Source organism: Thalassotalea eurytherma (genome assembly GCF_030161415.1).
Classification (GTDB): domain Bacteria; phylum Pseudomonadota; class Gammaproteobacteria; order Enterobacterales; family Alteromonadaceae; genus Thalassotalea_G; species Thalassotalea_G eurytherma.
The window spans coordinates 98879-118628 of record NZ_BSSU01000002.1 but is presented as its reverse complement, the minus strand read 5'-3'; the positions used below and the strand labels follow the sequence as shown (position 1 = coordinate 118628).

The 19750-nt window shown below is 40.9% G+C and carries 19 protein-coding genes; 10 read left to right on the top strand and 9 right to left on the bottom strand.

The window, feature by feature from the left end; translation table 11 throughout:
* Nucleotides 1–37: 37 nt before the first annotated feature.
* The 8 genes from hisIE to hisG are packed head-to-tail and all read right to left on the bottom strand — an operon-like array spanning nucleotide 38 to nucleotide 7194.
* Nucleotides 38–661 carry a bifunctional phosphoribosyl-AMP cyclohydrolase/phosphoribosyl-ATP diphosphatase HisIE gene (hisIE, locus tag QQK02_RS01920; protein WP_284206254.1) on the bottom strand — a complete coding sequence of 208 codons (624 nt, stop codon included), beginning with the start codon at nucleotides 659–661 and terminating at the stop codon, nucleotides 38–40.
* Nucleotides 655–1443, bottom strand: coding sequence for an imidazole glycerol phosphate synthase subunit HisF (gene hisF / locus QQK02_RS01915; protein WP_284206253.1), 789 nt, complete (start codon nucleotides 1441–1443; stop codon nucleotides 655–657). The genes hisIE and hisF overlap by 7 nt, the downstream gene beginning before the upstream one ends.
* Entirely contained in the window at nucleotides 1425–2162 is a 738-nt protein-coding gene (gene hisA / locus QQK02_RS01910; protein WP_284206252.1) for a 1-(5-phosphoribosyl)-5-[(5-phosphoribosylamino)methylideneamino]imidazole-4-carboxamide isomerase, read from the bottom strand. The genes hisF and hisA overlap by 19 nt, the downstream gene beginning before the upstream one ends.
* 3 nt (nucleotides 2163–2165) lie before the next feature.
* A complete protein-coding gene (gene hisH, locus QQK02_RS01905; protein ID WP_284206251.1) occupies nucleotides 2166–2783 on the bottom strand; it encodes an imidazole glycerol phosphate synthase subunit HisH in 618 nt (205 codons plus the stop codon).
* The gene (hisB, locus tag QQK02_RS01900) at nucleotides 2783–3853 is read right to left on the bottom strand and encodes a bifunctional histidinol-phosphatase/imidazoleglycerol-phosphate dehydratase HisB (protein ID WP_284206250.1); all 1071 of its coding nucleotides are present in this window, start codon (nucleotides 3851–3853) and stop codon (nucleotides 2783–2785) included. Before hisB ends, hisH begins: the two co-directional genes overlap by 1 nt.
* A gap of 8 nt (nucleotides 3854–3861) precedes the next feature.
* Nucleotides 3862–4977, bottom strand: a complete 1116-nt coding sequence (gene hisC, locus QQK02_RS01895) for a histidinol-phosphate transaminase (RefSeq protein WP_284206248.1) — start codon at nucleotides 4975–4977, stop codon at nucleotides 3862–3864.
* Between the two features lie 9 nt (nucleotides 4978–4986).
* Nucleotides 4987–6291, bottom strand: coding sequence for a histidinol dehydrogenase (gene hisD, locus QQK02_RS01890; protein WP_284206247.1), 1305 nt, complete (start codon nucleotides 6289–6291; stop codon nucleotides 4987–4989).
* Between the two features lie 3 nt (nucleotides 6292–6294).
* Nucleotides 6295–7194 (bottom strand): ATP phosphoribosyltransferase, encoded by a 900-nt coding sequence (gene hisG, locus QQK02_RS01885; protein WP_284206246.1) that lies wholly within the window; start codon nucleotides 7192–7194, stop codon nucleotides 6295–6297.
* A gap of 428 nt (nucleotides 7195–7622) precedes the next feature.
* Between hisG and QQK02_RS01880 the strand changes: the two genes are divergently transcribed.
* The 7 genes from QQK02_RS01880 to fadD all read left to right on the top strand — a co-directional run bounded on the left by QQK02_RS01880 (nucleotide 7623) and on the right by fadD (nucleotide 14388).
* A complete protein-coding gene (locus QQK02_RS01880) occupies nucleotides 7623–7910 on the top strand; it encodes a hypothetical protein (protein WP_284206245.1) in 288 nt (95 codons plus the stop codon).
* Between the two features lie 60 nt (nucleotides 7911–7970).
* Nucleotides 7971–9899, top strand: coding sequence for an ATP-dependent DNA helicase (locus QQK02_RS01875; protein WP_284206244.1), 1929 nt, complete (start codon nucleotides 7971–7973; stop codon nucleotides 9897–9899).
* A complete protein-coding gene (gene tsaB / locus QQK02_RS01870; protein WP_284206243.1) occupies nucleotides 9896–10588 on the top strand; it encodes a tRNA (adenosine(37)-N6)-threonylcarbamoyltransferase complex dimerization subunit type 1 TsaB in 693 nt (230 codons plus the stop codon). The genes QQK02_RS01875 and tsaB overlap by 4 nt, the downstream gene beginning before the upstream one ends.
* A gap of 59 nt (nucleotides 10589–10647) precedes the next feature.
* Complete coding sequence (locus QQK02_RS01865) at nucleotides 10648–11037, top strand: hypothetical protein (protein ID WP_284206242.1); 390 nt, start codon at nucleotides 10648–10650, stop codon at nucleotides 11035–11037.
* The gene (locus QQK02_RS01860; protein ID WP_284206241.1) at nucleotides 11037–11699 is read left to right on the top strand and encodes a M50 family metallopeptidase; all 663 of its coding nucleotides are present in this window, start codon (nucleotides 11037–11039) and stop codon (nucleotides 11697–11699) included. Before QQK02_RS01865 ends, QQK02_RS01860 begins: the two co-directional genes overlap by 1 nt.
* 21 nt (nucleotides 11700–11720) lie before the next feature.
* Nucleotides 11721–12572 (top strand): alpha/beta fold hydrolase, encoded by an 852-nt coding sequence (locus QQK02_RS01855; RefSeq protein WP_284206240.1) that lies wholly within the window; start codon nucleotides 11721–11723, stop codon nucleotides 12570–12572.
* A gap of 160 nt (nucleotides 12573–12732) precedes the next feature.
* Nucleotides 12733–14388 (top strand): long-chain-fatty-acid--CoA ligase FadD, encoded by a 1656-nt coding sequence (gene fadD / locus QQK02_RS01850; RefSeq protein ID WP_284206239.1) that lies wholly within the window; start codon nucleotides 12733–12735, stop codon nucleotides 14386–14388.
* An 81-nt stretch (nucleotides 14389–14469) separates the two neighbouring features.
* On the opposite strand, the gene QQK02_RS01845 is transcribed toward fadD, so the two are convergent.
* Nucleotides 14470–15207 (bottom strand): YciK family oxidoreductase, encoded by a 738-nt coding sequence (locus tag QQK02_RS01845; RefSeq protein ID WP_284206238.1) that lies wholly within the window; start codon nucleotides 15205–15207, stop codon nucleotides 14470–14472.
* Nucleotides 15208–15467: 260 nt separating this feature from the next.
* Here QQK02_RS01845 and QQK02_RS01840 point away from each other — a divergent pair, with 260 nt between their 5' ends.
* From QQK02_RS01840 to QQK02_RS01830, 3 genes are all read left to right on the top strand, one after another.
* Complete coding sequence (locus QQK02_RS01840; protein ID WP_284206237.1) at nucleotides 15468–17894, top strand: VolA/Pla-1 family phospholipase; 2427 nt, start codon at nucleotides 15468–15470, stop codon at nucleotides 17892–17894.
* A gap of 147 nt (nucleotides 17895–18041) precedes the next feature.
* Nucleotides 18042–19070 carry a protease SohB gene (gene sohB / locus QQK02_RS01835; protein ID WP_284206236.1) on the top strand — a complete coding sequence of 343 codons (1029 nt, stop codon included), beginning with the start codon at nucleotides 18042–18044 and terminating at the stop codon, nucleotides 19068–19070.
* Nucleotides 19071–19078: 8 nt separating this feature from the next.
* The gene (locus QQK02_RS01830; protein ID WP_284206235.1) at nucleotides 19079–19735 is read left to right on the top strand and encodes a thiopurine S-methyltransferase; all 657 of its coding nucleotides are present in this window, start codon (nucleotides 19079–19081) and stop codon (nucleotides 19733–19735) included.
* Nucleotides 19736–19750: the final 15 nt, after the last annotated feature.

Here is a 19750-nt window from a genome sequence, read left to right as displayed (position 1 = left end):
CGCCCGTTTTTCTAGAGCAACTTTGACTGCATACAACCTACTGTTTATTATGTCTTTCTTGTAAAACAGCCATAACCTCATTTAATGCAATGTCTTTATGCTGCAATAATACTAGGGTGTGGAAAAATAAATCCGCACATTCACCCAGTAAGTCTTCTTTTGTTTCACTAACGGCAGCTAGTGCAACTTCAACACCTTCTTCACCAACTTTTTGAGCGACTTTATTAAGCCCTTTAGCCATCAAAGCTGCGGTATAACTTTCTTCAGCAGAAGACGTTTTACGTGATGCAATCACTTGTTCCAATTGAGACAGAAAGTTTTGTTGAGTAAGCGACTCTTCTGGAAAGCAAGATCTAAAACCTAAATGGCAAGTAGGTCCTTTGGGTGTTGCATTGATTAACAGGCTATCGTAGTCACAGTCGGTGAGCACTTGATTGACCATTAAGAAGTTATCAGATGTTTCACCTTTTACCCATAAACGTTGTTTAGAGCGACTAAAGAAGGTTGCTTTTTTATTTGTTAAGGTGGCTCTAAGCGCTTCTTTATTCATAAAACCTTGCATTAACACGCTACCTGTAGCGCCATCTTGTATGATAGCAGGCAATAAATTGTCCATTTTTTCCCATGCCAATTTATCGATATTTTCTAATGTTACTAACATAGTATTCCTTGCGGTCGTATTGCCACGCCCTGTTTGATGAGTGTTGATTTAAGCGTATTTATTTCTATTACTTTTTTATGGAAAACGCTAGCGGCTAATGCGCCATCAACATCTGATTGTTTAAATACTTGGGTAAAGTGCTCAATAGTTCCTGCGCCACCAGAGGCAATGAGAGGTACCGAAGTAATCGCTCTAGCTTGTGTGAGTTGCTCTAAGTCATAACCTTGCCTAACACCATCTTGGTTCATGCAATTTAAAACAATTTCACCAGCACCGCGTTTTTGTACTTCTTGAATCCAGTCAAAGGTTTGCCACTGAGTCTTTTGTGTACGCTTTTCATCACCGGTAAATTGATAGACCTGATATTGATCTGTATCTTTATCGAAGTAGCTATCAATACCAACAACGATACATTGCTGACCAAATTGATCGGCAAGGCGTGAAATAAGGTCTGGATCGAGTAAAGCAGGGGAGTTGATGCTGATTTTATCAGCGCCCATGTTGAGAATTTGCTGAGCATCTTGTGCTGTTTTTATTCCACCGGCTACGCAAAAAGGTATATCAATAACTTGTGCGATTTTACTTACCCAACTTTTGTCAACAACACGCTGATCACTGCTCGCGGTAATATCATAAAACACTAATTCATCAGCACCTTCTTCGGCGTATCGTTGAGCAAGGGGCACAATATCTCCGATGATTTCGTGATTGCGAAACTTGACGCCTTTTACTACTTTACCATTTTGAACGTCTAAACAAGGTATTATGCGTTTGGCCAGCATGAAATAGCCTCCTTTAGGGTAAACTTACCTTCAAGTAACGACTTACCCAGAATTACGCCACTGACACCCGTAGGAATAAGTGCCTTGATGTCATCAATTGAACCGATGCCGCCTGAAGCTTGCCATTCAATATCAGGGTAACTTTCACACAGTTCAGAATATAGCTGAACATTGCTGCCCGATAACGTACCGTCTTTAGAAATGTCAGTACACAATACGTGCTTAATACCCGCGTTTTGATATTGTGCTAATAAAGACTCTAGGACAACGCCTGAATCTTCAATCCAACCATGGGTTGGCAGTGTTTTATTGCCTTGTGCGTCTATTTTAAGATCTAGCGCTAGAACAATTTTATCGCTACCAAATTTAGCTAACCATTGGCTAACCAATTCAGGTTCTTTAATAGCTAAAGAGCCGATCACAACGCGATCTGCGCCAAGTGCGAGTAGCTGCTCAACATCATCTTCACAACGCACGCCACCACCTACTTGAATAACCATGCCCTCGAAATTAACCAGCGACTTTAACGTGGCTAATTGACGTTTAGCACTATCTTTTGCGCCGTCCAAATCGACAAAGTGCATGACCTTAGCGCCAGCATTAAAATAAGCTTGTTGACGTTCTTCAGGTGTATATTGATATTGCGTTTTTTGTTGGTAGTCACCTTGAAATAGGCGAACAACCTGACCATCTATTAGGTCAATTGCTGGAATCATCATGTCTTACATTTCCAAGAAGTTCTTAATTATTAAACTGCCAATGTCACTGGAACGTTCAGGGTGAAATTGACACCCTATAAAGTTATCTTTGGCAATTGCTGCGCTAAATGGTTGCCCATATGTGCAGCTGGCAATTGTGTATTGGCTAATAGGCGCGCAGTAACTATGAACGAAATAAACATAAGCACCTGACTCAATACCTTTAAAAATAGGGTGATTACCTTCAAAGGTTAAGGTATTCCAGCCCATGTGAGGGAGCCTAAGGCCATCTGCTTTCATGACGTTTATCGTGGTCGGTACTAGGCCCAAACATGCTACTTGTTCGTTTTCATTATTGAAGCCTGACTCTGCTGACTCAGCGCACATCAATTGCATTCCTAAACAAAAACCTAATACAGGTTGCGTTAACGATTGGATGGTCTCAACTAAACCCTTATCTTCTATGTTCTTCATTGCATGTTTAGCACTACCTACGCCAGGTAAAATCACTTTATCGGCTTGTGAAATTACTTGGGGTGAATCACTCACTGTGACTTGGTCGCCAAGACGTTCAACAGCGTACAACACTGATGAGATATTAGCGCAGCCAGTATCAACAATGACAATGTTTTGCTGTGTCATTAAAGGCTTCCTTTTGAACTTGGTAGTTCGTTTCCGTTAACTAAAATTGCTTGACCTAATGCACGACCAAAGACTTTAAAAAGGCTTTCTACTTGGTGATGGCAATTACCTGCAGTCGTTGATAGGTGAATGGTTGCTGCCATTGAATCTGCTAACGACCTAAAAAAGTGAGAAACCATTTGTGTAGACATGGTACCAACATTATCCGCCGTGAATTTTGCGTCAAACTCAAGCCATGGTCGACCTGATAAGTCTAGTGCTGCTTGCGCTAAACACTCATCCATAGGCAATACGAAACCAAATCGACCTATACCACGTTTATCACCCAGCGCTAGCTTCAAGGCTTGACCTAACGCTAAAGCTGTATCTTCAACACTGTGGTGTTCATCAATGTGGTAGTCACCATTAACGGATACTTGCATTGAGAAACCGCCGTGGGTCGCAATTTGCTCTAACATATGGTCAAAAAAGCCAAGCCCTGTGTTAATGGCAATCGGTGATTTTTTATCAAGATCTACGTCAATAGTGATATCTGTTTCTTTAGTGGTGCGTGTCACGCTACTTTGGCGGTTATTAGATAACAGCTGATCGGCAATTGCCAACCAATTTAAGGTATCGCGATTGTATTGAATGCCAACAATACCCATGTTTTTGGCTAATTCGATATCTGTTTGGCGATCACCAATCACGTATGAGTCTTGGAAGTTAACTTTGCCTTGTTGCAGGTAGTCGGAAACTAAACCGAGTTTTGGCTTCCGGCAATTGCAGTTATCTTCTTCAAAGTGGGGACATAACAAGACATCATCAAACACCACACCTTGAGTAGCAAATAGGTCCATCATCTTATCGTGAGGAAGATCAAAATCTGATTGTGGGTAGCTGTTGGTTCCTAAACCGTCTTGATTAGACACCATGACAAGCCTGTAACCCTTGGCCTGCAATTTTAAAAGTGTAGGGATCACCATTGGCTCAAAGACGAGCTTTTCTAACGAATCGACCTGTTTGTCGGTGATTGGCTCTTCTATTAACGTGCCATCGCGATCAATAAATAAAATGTTTTGTTGAGACATGGTGTTTCCTAAACCTTTAACGTCTTTGCCGAAGTGTTTGCTAAGGCTTGTGTTATTGTATTTTTTACTAAAGATAATTCGTATTCGTTACCAATGCTTATACGTAAACAATTGCGTAATTGTACTTGTTTGGATTGATCTCGAATTAAAATGTTTTGTGCTTTTAATAAGTCGAAGAGGCCATCTTTATCATCGCATTCAAATAAAACAAAATTGGCATCGCTTGGGAAAACACGTTTACACCATTGCTGCTCACTTAGCCATTGGCTAAAGTCTTGCTTTAGCTGATTTAACGTAGTGACATCTTGTTGCATAGCTTTAATACCGCTTGCACTAAGTGATTGGCTCGCTATGTCAGCAACTGGCGCTGCAATTGGATATGGAGCGATGACCTTTGACATCATGGTAATAATGGCAGGGTTAGACAAGGTGAAACCACAACGTAAGCCAGCTAAACCGAACGCTTTAGATAAGGTACGTAGCACAACTAAATTATCGTATTGGTTTAATAATTTTTGCATGCTGTTTTGCGGGCTAAACTCAATATATGCTTCGTCTACTACTACGATCGCTTTTTCTTGAAAAATAGCTAACGTGTCTAAAATTTGTGACTCTGGCAATAGGTTACCTGTTGGGTTACCAGGAGAACATAGGAAAACGACTTTCACTTGTTCTGCAACTGCTTTGATACCATCGATATCTAACGTATTGCTTATCATCGGGACGTCGATGACATTTACCCCTTGTGCTTGAGCACTAATGCTATACATACCGTAAGTAGGTGAACAGATTAGAATGCTGTCTTGGTATGCTTTACAAAAGGTTTTAATGACGAGCTCAATACCCTCATCGGCGCCTCTAGTTGCCAATAACTGTGTTTTATCTAGACCGCTATAATTGCTATAACCTGTGAGCAAGTTGTCAGGTTGAAAGTCTGGGTAACGGTTTATATTGCTACTTTTAATTTGATACTCGCCTGAACCTGGAGCTTCATTGGCATTTAACCAAACCTTAGCATCGGTATCACTATCTGCTGAAGAAAATAGTCGACGGGCAGATTGATAAGGCACCATATCAACGAGCTCTGCACGAGCGAGGTTATCAATAAGTGTTTTAGTATTCATTGTCACGTCTTAATCCTCTTGACCATCAAGTCGAATAGTGACGGCGCGTTGGTGCGCGTCTAAACCTTCTGCATCAGTTAACTCAATTAAACATGGAGCAAGCGCTGCTAGCCCTTGCTGGCTAATCTCTTGAACGGTATAACGACGAGAAAAATCAGCCAATGACAGGCTACTTACCACTTTAGAATAGCCATAAGTAGGCAAAACGTGATTGGTGCCACTCGCGTAATCCCCAGCTGATTCAGGCGTGTATTTGCCAAGAAAAATAGAGCCTGCGTTACGTAATTTGCCCACTAAATCGCGTGGCGATTGTGTTTGTACAATTAAATGCTCAGGTGCGTATTGATTTGAGACTTCAACCGCTTCTTCAATACTGTCGACTAAAATGAATCGAGCGTGTGTTAACGATGCCTTTGCTATTTCTTTTCTCGAAAGTTGTGATAACTGTGCTAACGTTGCAGCTTGAACTTGCTCAATTATTTGGTTATTTGTCGCAACTAAGACAACTTGTGAGTCACTACCGTGCTCTGCTTGAGATAATAGATCTGCAGCGACAAACTGTGCATTGGCCGTTTCATCTGCAAGTACAAGCACCTCAGACGGCCCCGCGGGCATATCGATAGCAAAACCTGGTACTTGTTGAGATAGTTGCTTTTTAGCTTCTGTCACATAGCTGTTGCCAGGGCCAAAAACTTTATTAACTGGCGCAATACTGTCTGTGCCAAGCGCTAACGCGGCAATAGCTTGTGCGCCACCAACAGCATAAATTTCTTCAATACCACATAATTTGGCCGCAGCGAGTACTTCTGGCGCAATATTACCCGCACTATCTGGTGGTGAAACTAACACTCTGCGACGACAGTTAGCAATTTGAGCTGGCACACCAAGCATTAATACCGTTGAAGGTAATGGCGCTGTGCCAGCAGGAATATATAAGCCGACACTATCGATAGCTTCTGACTTTAACTGACAAACAACACCGGGCGATGTTTCAACACTGATTTCTTGAAGCGTTTGTGCTTGGTGAAAGCTTTTAATTTGGCTATACGCTTTTTCTAGTGCTGCTAAACGACTTTCACTCAATGACGCAACAGCTTGTTTAACTTGCTGCTGGCTAACGGTTAGTTCGCTCAACGCAATACCATCAAATTTTTTCGTTAAGGCCAGTAAGGTTTCATCACCTTTGTCACGCACTTGACTAATGATATCGCAGACTTGTTCGCTAAGCGTCTCGTTATCTGCGATTGCTGGGCGCATTAATAATGCAGCTTGTGCTTGCGCAGATAATGTTGACCATTGGGTAGTGGTAAACATTTTCTACTCCATCATTTTTTCAATTGGCATCACAAGGATGGAGTTACAACCTAACGCTTTAAGCGCTTCCATGGTTTCCCAGAAAAAGGTTTCTGTTGCCACTACGTGTACGGCAACTAAATCATCACGGCCAGCAAGTGGTAATACCGTTGGTGTTTCTTTACCAGGCATTAGTTCGCTAACTTGTTCAATTTTTTCAATCGGTGCGTGAAGCATAATGTATTTGCTTTCTTTCGCTTTCATGACACCTTGCATACGTTGCAATAAGGTGTCAAATATCGCTTGTTTATCTTGGCTTAGTGGATTTGGGTTTTGAATTAATGCTGCTGTAGAGCGATAGATGACTTCCACTTCTTTTAATCCGTTGGCTTCAAGCGTTGCACCTGTCGACACAAGGTCACAAATACCATCGGCTAAACCCACACGAGGGGCTACCTCTACTGAACCTTTAAGTAAGCAAAAATCAACATCGATATTGTTTTCACTTGCATAGCGTTTTAATAATTGTGGGTAAGTCGTCGCAAAACGCAGTCCGTTAAGTGATTCAATGCCGGTGTATTCAAATTCTTCAGGCATGGCCAATGATAAACGACAGCCACCAAAGTTTAGTCCCTTGGTTCTAATATATTCGCTGTTGTTACCTAATAGTTTGCGCTCTAATGCAGCTTCTTCTAACGTGTTGTCGCCAACGATACCTATATCACAAACGCCATCCATAACTAAGCCAGGAATATCACTAGAGCGCACACGCATAATGTCAATTGGCATGTTTGATACATGAGCAAGTAAACGCCTGTCAGTGAGGTTTAGTTTTAAGCCACAGCGTTTAAGTAGGTTTTGAGTATCGTCGCTAAGACGACCTGACTTTTGCATGGCGATTGTTAAACGTTTTGTACTTGTCATGATATTTCCTTAAATTATCACTCGAACTTCTAAAAAATTAAATCCTAAAAACTAAAAACCCCCGAAGGAGAAGGACTCTTTCGGGGGTTACGTAATATTTTTCCCGCTGAAAGGTCCATAGCCCCTCAGCGATTAAACCTGAGCAGCTAACCGATAATATGGTGATGATGATGTAAGTTGCTAAGGTTTAACATATTGCTTGAATCTCTTTACTGGTACTTGTTAGTAATGTGCTTGTATACACTATAATATTTTTTGCTGACGACACATTCGCCACTTGCTAATTACACTAAAGGGAAAAAAAAGATTGTGCAAGTGTCTTTTGTGATTGTTTTATGAAAAATTTCTATATGTTATGTTAGAAATAGATTTAAGTTGTTCAAATAATAGCCGATACAAAGTTAGGTTGAATGAAGTAAGCAATGGTTATGGATATTTTTACTACACAATTAAGGCGCGTTGTGCCTGTTAGGATCAAACCAGAAAAGCTTAAAGTGAAGGCTTTAGCTAAAGATGATCGTGTGGGTAAATTAGACGAAGAGCAAGACCATAGCTTAAATGATGAAGTTGATGTTTACAATCATAACCAACAAGATGAGCATAGCTCTGATAGCGAAATGCATCACGCGAGTGATGTCTCGCAAGAAGATGCAGATAAAAGCACGTCGAAAGACAACGAAAAATCTAAAGGAAATCGCTTAGATATTTTTGTTTAGGCTATCTTGTTGTCGAGCTTTACGCTTATAATTGCCTAAAATCACTTTTCACTTAAATCCATGGCTCAAGTCGAACAAGCTTTTTCGGCATCAGGCGCGTTAGCGCAAATTATTGATGGTTATAATCCGCGACAAGCACAAATTGATATGGCGCTTGAAGTTGAGCAAGCAATCGCTCAGCAATCATCCTTGGTGGTTGAGGCTGGCACCGGTACCGGTAAAACCTTCGCGTACCTCATACCTGCGTTACTCAGTGATAAGAAAGTGATCGTTTCCACAGGAACAAAAAACCTGCAGGAACAATTGTTTCATAAAGATTTACCCCTTATCAAAAAAGCCCTTAAGTACCATGGTCAGGTTGCCTTATTAAAAGGTCGTGCCAATTACTTGTGTTTAGAGCGCTTAGATCAATTCTCTCGTAGTCGAGGTCAACTCGATGCTCAAGGTTTACAAGACTTGGTTAAAGTTAAAACGTGGTCAACGTCAACTAAATCCGGTGATATTGGAGAATTAGTAGATGTTGCTGAAGATTCGCAAATTTTTCCATTAGTTACGTCTACTGTTGATAATTGCTTAGCAAAAGATTGCCCGTTTATTGAAGAGTGTCACCTGGTTAATGCAAGGCAAAAAGCTATCGATGCAGACGTTATTGTGGTTAATCACCATTTGTTTTTTGCTGATATGGCGTTAAAAGATACCGGTTTTGGTGAGCTAATTCCTAAAGCTGAAGTGGTCGTTTTTGATGAAGCACATCAAATTCCAGATATTGCGAGTGAGTACTTTGGCGATGCGTTTTCTACGCGACAAATTCATGAATTGGCTAGTGATGTTATTGCGCAATATAAAACGGCGCTGACTGATGTTAAACAGCTTGGTAAAGCGGCAGAAAAACTCGATAAAACAGCGCAGGAATTTAGGCTGCTTTTTCCTTACGACGGTGAACGAGGTAACTGGCGAGAGAAAATAAACATAAGCCAGTTTGAAACACAATATCAGGCGTTAAAAGATGATCTTGATTTTCTTTATCAAGTATTAAAGTTATGCGTAGGCCGAACACAAGAGATCGATCATTGTTTTGAACGTGCGGTATCGCTTTTGCAAAAGCACGATTTGATGGCAAATACTGACAGTTTTGGCATTAGTTTTTGGTACGAAACAACAAGGCGACATGTTGTGCTTCATCAAACGCCTTTATCGGTCGCTGATAAATTTAGTGCTTACGTAAACGAGTCTAACGCAGGTTGGGTTTTTACCTCAGCAACGCTTGCCGTCGACGGCCATTTTGATCATTTTAAAAAACAACTTGGTTTAACCGCTAAAGCATTGTTTTTAGATAGCCCGTTTGACTATTTAGCACAGTCACAATTATTAGTTCCACGATACTTACCAAGTGCTAACCACCCGAATCGAGCAAAAAAGCTGGCAGACCTAGCGACGCAATTAATTGCAGCTAGCGGCGGGGCCTGTTTTATACTTTTTACCAGTTATCGCATGATGAATATGGTCGCAGAGCTTCTTGAAGAGCAAATCAGTAATGAGTTGTTAGTACAGGGGCAAATGAGTAAACGTAAAATACTCGAACAATTTATTTCCTCTAAAGACGCTGTGCTTTTAGCAACGGCAAGTTTTTGGGAAGGTGTTGATGTTAGAGGCGATAAGCTAACTTGTGTCATCATTGATAAGTTGCCATTTGCCTCGCCAGACGATCCTTTGCTACAAGCAAGAAGTGAAGACGTTAAGCGCCAACAAGGCGACCCGTTTGCTCAAATTCAAATGCCACAAGCTGTTATAGCATTGAAGCAAGGGGTAGGGCGTTTGATTCGTGATGTACATGATAAAGGTGTATTGGTTATTTGCGATGATAGAATTGTTAATCGACCTTACGGCGAAGTTTTTGTAAAATCCTTGCCAAATATGAGACGCACTCGAGATTTAAATAGTGCAATTGCGTTTCTCTCTACTATTAATGAACAACAGAGTAATAAATGAATTTACTAGCCATTGATGCTTCAACAGAAGCATGTTCCGTCGCCTTAAATTTTGAAGGTAAACAATTCACGCAGTTTGACTTGTGCCCACAATCGCATTCGTTGTTGTTACTACCGATGATCGATGAAGTGCTTAAACAGGCTAATGTGACATTAGCACAACTCGATGGTTTAGTGTTTGGACGTGGCCCTGGCAGTTTTACGGGTGTTCGTATTGGTATTGGCGTAGCACAAGGTTTAGCTTTTTCTTCAGATTTACCGGTATACGGTGTGTCAACCTTGCAAGCCATGGCACAACAAGCATTTGAAGAGCATGGCAAGTCAGATGTTTTGTCAGGCATTGACGCACGCATGTCGGAAATCTATTTAGCGCACTTTAACGCAGATGACGCTGGCCTAATGCAAAGTATAAAAGATGAAATTGTAATTAAGCCGGCACTTGCCCAAGAGCATTTAGCGGTGAGTCAGCCTTTATATTGTGTAGGAACAGCATGGCAAGCTTATCAAGAAGCACTTGCACCGATGCAGCAAAATGCCGGACAACCTGATGTTTTATTTCCTCATGCCAAGTATATGTTAAAAATTGGCGAGCAGGCATTTAACGACGGCAAGTCAGTATCCGCCGAACATGCTCAACCTGTTTATGTACGCGATACGGTTTCGTGGAAAAAACTTCCAGGTAGAGAGTAGTTGTCGGCTTATTTTATTTTAAGTTTGTAGCTTATTATTAACTTTGCTAAATTAACGTTATGCAAATCAATTCTTCAACCAACACATATCCTGTTACTCAGGGCGTAAATTCGGGTCAAAATGTGGCTCGCGATTCGTCACGGATCGCTCGTGAGCAAAATGTTGAAGATACTACGAAAAAACCTGCCCAAAATAGTGAACGCCCGGTTGAGCGCTTAGACGTTAATGAGCAGGCGTTGGCTATTGTTGATGAACAACGTCAACAACAAACGGAACAAGAAGCTCAGCAGCAAAGCTTGGTGTTGTCGTCTGAAGGTGACACCAATAACACCTCGGTAGAGCAGGTAAATAATCGAAATCTCACGGCTGTTTCAGCGTACCAAGGTGTAGAAAACCTTCAACAACGTAGTGACATTGAACAACTTTTTGGTGTTGATCTTTACGCCTAATGCCTAATCAAGAAACGTCCCTGTTTTCTAAATATCATTTTTATTGGCTATTATTAGCGGCCATTATCTTTCGTCAAATTCCTATCGTTTCTGTGCCATTTAACTGGCTGGAAAGCTATTTTCATGAGCTCAGCCATGGCTTAGCGGCCATTATGACCGGTGGGCGTATTGTCCGTATTGAACTGTTTACCAATGGTGCAGGCCTATGCACGACACAAGGAGGTATCCGCTTTTTTGTTAGTTTTATGGGGTATTTCGGTGCAACCTGTTTTGGTGCGCTAATCTATAGCCTATCAGGTAAGCGTTTGCTGCATGCCAAAGCCCTTTGTGGCTTAATGATAGGTATTCTGGCGATTACCTTAATATTTTGGGTGTCGGATATTCTTACCGCTGTCATTATCTTAATGCTGATTGGCCTATTCGCGTTGAAATGGCGCATAAAAAGTGGCTATTCATTAAACATATTATTGAAATTCACCGGAATCATTGTTTTATTGAACAGTGTTTATTCACCATTGTATTTGATTGACGGTAGAAGTATGGGGGATGGAGCAACGTTGGCTAACCTTGCGTTTATTCCTGAATTCGTTTGGGTAGTTCTTTGGTCCGCGATTGGTGTGTTCTCATTGTTTTTATTAGCTAAACGCAGCCAGTCGCTATAAGTTGTAATAGAGATTTATGCTATGTTTGATGTAAGTATTTCACTACCCCATTTAACGGTTGCTGCCGTGTCCAATCAAGCAACAATGGCATCAGATAAACCCAAAGTTATTTTCTTACATGGTTGGCTTGATAACGCGGCCAGTTTTTCTGAGTTATTGCCTTTTTTTGAAGATTATCATGTTGTGGCTATTGATTGGCCAGGGCATGGGTTGTCAGATCATAAAAGTGTCGGGGCCCATTATCATTTTATTGATTGGGTCGACGATCTTTATCAAGTGCTCAATGCATTATCTTGGTCTAACGCGCATATTGTGGGGCATTCAATGGGCGGTATGATAGCGACAGCTTTTTCAGCCGCTTTTCCTGAGTATGTTCGTTCGTTGACACTGATCGATGCCTTTGGCTTCATCAGTGATCAAGAAAAAAATACCACCAAGCAAATTAAACAGGGTATTGAAAGTCGATTAAAGCAACAGCAAAAAACCGTAAAACTTCACCCAAATCTGCAGTCTGCAATAAAAGCCCGTTTAACGGTATCTGATTTTTCTATGAAAGAAGCTACACTGATAGTGGAGCGAGGAACTGAGCAAACTGAGCAGGGCGTTAAGTGGCGCACAGATTCACGGCTTAGAAACGTTTCGCCTTATCGGTTTACCTATGGTCAAGCACAGCAATTAATGCGTGATTTAACTGTGCCGGTTCAGCTGATTTATGGCGATAAAGGTATGGATTTTGTCGGCAAAATGCTAGAGAAGTTTAAGCCGTTAGTTCCACAACTAACGACCATTCAAATAAATGGTGGTCACCATGTACACATGGAACACCCAGAGAAAACCGTACGTTATATTTTGTCGTTTATTTCGGCACATTAACGTATTTTATTAACAAATTACTGGGCTTTTGCCATGAAGTGTGGAATTATGCGCAACTTTCGAGTAAAAACTCAGTTAAGAAAATTAAGTGCTCAATGATAAAAATATAGAAGTAAAAAACGAATATGAGCCCAACGAGTCGTACAATTAGGAGGAAATAGTGGAAAAAATTTGGCTAGAGAAGAGTTATCCGCCGGGTGTTCCCCACGATATAAATCCAGATAAATATTCATCTCTTGTTGAAATGTTCAACAAGTATGTTGGTATCTATGCAAATCGCACCGCGTTTATCAATATGGGTGCTGAGATTAGCTATCAAGAATTAGAAGAACAAGCGAAAGCATTTGCTGCTTATTTGCAGCAAGATTTGGGCCTTGTTAAAGGTGATCGTTTTGCCATTATGGTGCCAAATACATTGCAATACCCAATTGCTTTATTTGGTGCATTGTTGGCAGGTCTTACTGTCGTAAACGTTAATCCGCTTTATACGGCACGTGAATTAAAGCACCAGCTAAATGATTCTGGCGCGAAAGCGATGCTGATTATTGAAAATTTCGGTAAAACCCTTGAAGAAGTGATTGCTGATACGCCGGTAGAACACGTAATTCTTACGTCACTTGGTGATCGTTTAGGTACGATTAAAGGTAGCATTGTCAACATGGTCGTTAAGCATGTTAAGAAAATGGTACCGTCTTTTCATTTACCAAACACCATTAGCTTTAATCATGTCATAAAAGCGGGTTCAAAATTACCTTTTACCCCAGTATTGCTGAATGGTGATGACTTAGCGTTCTTACAATACACCGGTGGTACAACAGGTGTTTCTAAAGGCGCAATGCTTACTCATCGCAATATGGTTGCCAATTTAGAGCAAGCCAAAGCAATGATCAAAGAATTGCTATTAGAGGGTGAAGAGCTCGTTGTTACTGCTTTACCGCTTTATCATATCTTTGCGTTAACGGCGAACTGCTTAACGTTTATGACGATTGGTGGTACCAACTTATTAATCACAAATCCGCGTGATATGCCTGCTTTTGTTAAAGAGTTAAATAAATATCCGTTTACTGCGTTAACTGGCGTAAATACGTTATTCAATGGTTTATTAAATACGCCTGGCTTTAGTGATATTGATTTTAGCCGACTAAAGCTTGCTTTAGGTGGTGGTATGGCTGTTCAAAAAGCGGTGGCTGACAAGTGGCAACAGGTGACTAAAACACGATTACTTGAAGGCTATGGTCTGACAGAGTGTTCACCCATGGTTTCAATGAGCCCTTATGATCAAGATGGATACAACGGCACGATAGGTGTACCAGCGCCATCTACTGACATTAAAGTTATGTTAGAAAATGGCGACGAAGCGCCGATGGGTGAGCCAGGTGAAATGTGGGTATATGGCCCACAGGTCATGAAAGGCTACTATAACCGTGAAGAAGCGACTGAAGAAATATTAAAAGATGGTTGGTTAGCAACCGGTGATATTGCCGTTTGTCACGACAATGGCCATTTTTCAATTGTCGATCGCAAAAAAGACATGATTATTGTCTCTGGCTTTAACGTATTCCCGAATGAAGTTGAGGATGTTATTGTGATGCATCCTGCTGTTGTTGAAGCCGCAGCTGTTGGTGTGCCTCACGAAGTGAGCGGTGAAATAGTTAAAGTATTTGTAGTCGTGAATGACAAAAACGTATCAGAGCTTGAGCTGATTAAGCACTGTCGTGAAAACCTAACAAACTACAAAGTACCTAAAATTATTGAATTTAGAGAAGAACTACCAAAAACAAATGTGGGTAAAATTCTTCGTCGTGAGCTTCGTTAATTCAAGCTAGCTTCGACAAATACTTCTAGATACTAAAAAGCCACTCAACTGAGTGGCTTTTTGTTTTATACGAATACGTAATTATTGTGCGTTGATACGCTCACCGTTTACGTCAACACTATCATCACTCATTAAATAAACATATAACGGCATAATATCAACTGGTGTCGCAATTGATGTTTTATCTTCTGCCGGATACGCTTTATTACGCATAGGCGTATTAGTCGCCCCTGGGTTAATCGCATTACAGCGGATGTTCGTGTTGTCATATTCATCAGCAATCACTTGCATCATGCCTTCAGTGGCAAATTTAGAGACACTATATGCGCCCCAAAATGCACGACCTTTGTTGCCAACACCAGAAGACGTAAAAGCTAATGAGGCGTTTGGCGCAAGTTTCAAGGCTGGCAATAATGCTTGTGCTAATAAAAATTGAGCGGTGACGTTAATTTGCATCACGTCAGTCCAAATTTGTTCGTGAATTGTTTCAAAAGGCGTTAGTTCACCTAATGTTGAGGCATTTAACAGTGCACCATCTAATTTGCCAAACTGATCAACAATCGTTGATGACATATCATGGTAATTTTTTTTCGTTGCGCCTTTTAAATCGAGAGGAATAATGGCTGGCTCGGGCGCGCCTTGTGCAACAATTTCATCATACACTTTTTCTAGTTTTTCAACGGTTTTGCCTAATAAAATAACCGTAGCACCTAAACTTGAATAAGTTAGTGCAGCTTGCTTACCAATGCCATCACCAGCACCTGTAACGAGAATGGTTTTGCCTTGTAAGCTGTTTTCTTTGATTTGATAATCGAACATAAATATCTGAACAATGATGAATAAAAGCGTATTTTAAACATAAAGGGCGACGCTGACGAGACAAAAGTGACTAAATTACCGACTTATCAGCAAAATGTTACTAATAGATAAAAAAATCGCTAGCAGATTGGTAAATCTTGAGGTAATGTTAACTGGTCTAACTTGTTTGATTTCACTTATTTCAAATAACAAAATATTAAGTACAAACATAGAGCAAGTTAATTACAACAGTAATAAAGACTAGTCCTTGGGGAGATATAATGAAAAAGCTAGTTCTTAGTCTGGCAATCACCAGCGCACTCGGTTTAGCCGGTTGTGGTGGCGACGAGACTATTTCGAGAGTACAAGATAATTTAGAGAATAACGGCACAACGGTTTTACCAGCATCTCGCGTTGTGTTTGATCCTTCAAATGGTGTTTTATCAATACCAAATGACCTTCTTTTTTCAGGTACAACAGACGGTACATTAAACGTACCTGTTGCTGATCCAACTGATTATGCAGATCCTTCTGTCGCAGTAAGTGCGCTAGACGGTTGGTCGACTGTAAACCCTTTTACCATTGCCATTACTTATCAAGACGGTGTTAGCCTTAATGCTGATAGTGTTGACGGTAATACTGTTCGTGTATTCGAGACGGTTATGGGTGGTCCAGTTCAAAATCCAGGTTATGAAGATTGTGCACAAGTACCACAAGGTGCAGCCTGTACAGTCGTGAGTGAATTAATTTACGGTGTCGATTTTATCGCGCAAGCCAGCGGTGGCAGCGTTGCAATTGTTCCTTTACAGCCGTTAAAAGCCAAAACAAGCTATATTGTGGCGCTAACTGATGGTTTATCTGATACAAATGGTGAAGCTGTTCAAGGCTCTACAACTTATGAGCTTGTTAAGCAAGACATTACAACGCATCCGTTAGGTAGCCAAGCTCAGTTAGATCTGCAAGGCGTAGTGAATAGCTACGAAAGTGCTATTGGCCAAGCAGGTATTGATACTGAATCAGTGATCTACACGATGGCAATGACGACACAGTCAACTGTCGATGTAATAGGTACAGTCAAGTCATTGATGGCTCAACAGTTTGCTACTGAAGCAGCAATGATGCTTCCACCATCGTTATCAATTACCGGTGTAACTGATACAGGTTTATCTGTCGCTGATGCATTAACAGGTCAAATTCCAGCTGAATCAGTGCCGCTTTACAGCACCGCTAATTTATATGCTGCAACAATTAACCTACCATATTACTTAGGTGTCCCTTCGGCAGAAAACCCGACAGCACCAGTTACTGATTGGTGGAAAGCGTTATGCGACTCTGCTGCTACATTAGCAGGCTTAGCTGCGCAAAACCCAGGTGCAATTCCTGCAGATCCTGTTGATGCTATCGACGGTGAATGTATGGCTATTTCTGCAGCAAGTGGATTAGCAGCACCAGGTTTACGTAACTTAGGTGTTGATACAGAGCGCCACTTAACTAAATTTAACCCAGTACCAGCACCAACAGCGACATTGCCTGTCGCTATTCAGATGACAACACCTGATGTAGCCGTTGCAAATGCAGTACGTGCGAGTTTAGGTTTAGGTGACATTGCAATGCCAGCAGAGGGTTGGCCCGTTGCTATTTTACAGCACGGTATTACCTCTAAGAAAGAAGATATGTTAGCTATTACTGGTGCACTATCTTTACAAGGTATTGCGACAGTTGCAATTAACCATCCGTTACACGGTGACCCGGCATTAGGTGGCAGCCGTGGTTTTGATTTAGACCCAACATCACCTGGTGACGAAATCAACGCAACAACGGTATCTGCTACTCATTACATGAACTTAGCAAGTCTATTAACAACGCGTGACAATCTTCGTCAATCAATCGTTGATACCTTAGGTTTACGTTTAGGTTTAAATACCTTACCAGGCTTGATTGATGGCTCAAAAGTAACTTACTTAGGTCACTCATTAGGTGCTATTACGGGTACTGGCTTTACAGCAATGGCGAATAGCCCATTGGATCCACAAATTGATCCATTATTTGCTGTGAATGCTTCATCGCTTGCAATGCCTGGCGCTGGCGTAGCGAACTTCTTATTAGAATCTCCTTCGTTTAGCGGTTTAATTAAAGCAAGCTTAACGTTAGAGCTTTCTGAAGATTTTGCAGCATTAGTTGCAGCAACTTATCCAAATGGTCCAACTGAAGCTGAACTTGTCGGTATTTATGCGCAATTCTATGCAGCGTTAACTACTGAACAGCAGGCTGAGTTAGACGGTGGCTTCGCAGAGTTTACGTTTGCCGCGCAAACAGTAACTGATGCGGGTGATCCGGCTAACTACGCGGCAATTTTAGCGGCGACTCAAACACCAATTCATTTAATTGAAGTGGTAGGTGACGGTATGGATAACTTATCAGACCAAGTGATTCCAAATCGCGTTTCTACTACGCCAATTGGCGGTACTGAAGGTTTAATTGCGTTGCTTGGTTTAGAGAACGCAGGTGACAACCTAACTGATTTACCAATCGGTGGTACAGGTGTTATTGGTTCAACGGCTGTTCGCTTTACAGAAGGCTCACACTCATCAGTGTTAAGCCCAGTAGCAAGTGCTGCGGCGACCACAGAAATGCAAACGCAAGTTGCAACCTTCTTTGCAACGTTAGGACAAATGGTTCAAGTAACTGATACTGACGTTATTCAGTAATGGTGCAAACGCCTAGCGTTTCTTAAAAGAAAGATGACGAAAGCCCTCACTTGTGAGGGCTTTTTTTATCGCTAGAATACTTGAATTGTGTACAATGAGCACAAAGATACTAATAGATTAAATAACTAAAATAGGTTGGGACAATTTTTGGAATTTTTATACGAATATGGCTTGTTTTTAGCCAAGGCAGTCACTTTTGTACTGGCATTTATTATTGTTGTAGTAACGATTACCGCAACGGCAGTAAAACAAAAGTCTAAAAAAGGTGAGTTAGAAATAACCGACTTAAGTGAACAATTTAAAGAAGTTGAAGAAGACGTTATTCATCATCTTTTAACCAAGGAAGAGTTAAAAGAAAAGGAAAAACAAGATAAAAAAGCAGCTAAAGAAAAGAAAAAAGAAAAGACAGCAGACGCAGATAAAAAGCATCGCCTATATGTGCTTGATTTTAATGGCGGTATCGATGCAAAAGAAGTCAGCAGTTTGCGCGAAGAAATTAGCGCATTATTAACGGTTGCAACACCTGACGATGAAGTGTTTGTGCGTCTTGAAAGCGGTGGAGGCATGGTGCACGGCTATGGTCTTGCTGCTTCTCAACTAGATCGTATTCGTCAACAAAATATTCCACTTACGGTAGCTGTAGATAAAGTTGCGGCAAGTGGTGGTTATATGATGGCTTGCGTAGCGAATAAAATCTTATCGGCGCCATTTGCAATTGTTGGCTCAATTGGTGTTATCGCACAAATTCCAAACTTTAATAAATTATTAAAGAAAAACGATATTGAGTTTGAACAACTTACCGCAGGTGAATTCAAACGCACGTTAACAATGTTTGGTGAAAACACTGAATCAGGTCGAGCTAAATTTGTCGAAGAGCTTGAAGAAACGCACGTTCTATTTAAAGACTTTGTTCGTGAGCATCGCCCTAGTTTAGATATTGATAAAGTCGCAACAGGTGAGCATTGGTTTGGTCTTAAGGCGAAAGAACTTGGCCTAGTTGATGACATTCAAACCAGTGATGACTACTTGATGAGCGCAAGTAAAGACAAGCAAGTTGTTTTGTTAAAGTACGAAGTGAAAAAAGGTTTAGCGGAAAAGTTTTCGAAAGCAGCAAGCTTATCTATCGAAGAGGTTTGGAGTAAGCTTTGGCAAAAGAACCAGTTGCTTAAAGGGTAGTTCACAATATGGAAGCGACTTTTTGGCATAACTGCTGGCAAAAAAACTCAATAGGTTTCCACCAAGATAGTATTCATCCATTTTTGGCCGAATATATCGCGCCAAGAATCAACTCAAACGATACTAAAGTGTTTGTTCCTTTGTGCGGTAAGTCGCTAGATATGTTCTTTTGGGCTGAACATATGAAGGTCGATGGGTGTGAGCTCAGTGAGATCGCATGTCGTGATTTTTTTAAGGATCACGACCTAACTTATGCAACTCAAACGTATCCTGACTTTATTTGCTATCAAAAAGATGAAATTAGATTGTTTCAAGGTGATATTTTTAACTTAAACAATCAACAGGTTGCTAACTTTAGTTGGATTTATGATCGTGCTGCGCTCATTGCTTTACCTAAAGCATTGCAGGCTGAATATGTTGACTATATTAAAGCAAAGTTAACCCCTGGCGTTACGTTGGCTTTAATTACGCTGGAGTTCCCAGAGCATGAAATGTCAGGTCCACCATTTCCTGTGTTTAAAGCTGATGTACAAACATATTTTTCAGACTTTAACATAGAGCATGCTGCAACGAGAGAATTAACAGATAAGCAGTTTGCAAGGCGTACCTTTGACGTGAGTTCGTTGGTTGAAAGGCTGTATTTTATAACGGCTAAAAATGCATAACCCAATAAGCTTTTA